This is a genomic window from Methylobacterium sp. A54F (assembly GCF_053346035.1).
Genome location: NZ_JBKFBF010000174.1, coordinates 1 through 294 on the forward strand (window position 1 = coordinate 1; position 294 = coordinate 294).

The 294-nt window shown below is 78.6% G+C and carries 1 pseudogene; it reads right to left on the reverse strand.

What is annotated here, in order from left to right:
- A pseudogene (locus tag ACLBXP_RS25840) lies at positions 1–196 on the reverse strand (M48 family metalloprotease); the annotation flags it as partial.
- Positions 197–294: the final 98 nt, after the last annotated feature.

Here is a 294-nt window from a genome sequence, read left to right on the forward strand (position 1 = left end):
GGTGGTCGGCGTCCGAGCCGCGCTCGCGGCCGGTGGTGCGCGGCGCCTCGGCCGGCACCGTGACGCCCGCCGGTGTCAGGACCGCCCCGGTGTGCTCGCCCGCGCAGGCCGAGAGCAGCAGCGGCAGCGCGAGGGCGAGCCCCCGGCGCGGCCGGCCGGCTCCGCGGATGATGCTGCGTTCCAAGACCCCGCGCATGGCCCCTCAGCGCCGAAGCGCCCGCTCCCTGTCCGCCTCCCCGAGGGGGCGTGCCGCCTCGCCGAGGAATTCCAGCGCGTCGGCGCTCGTCAGATCCA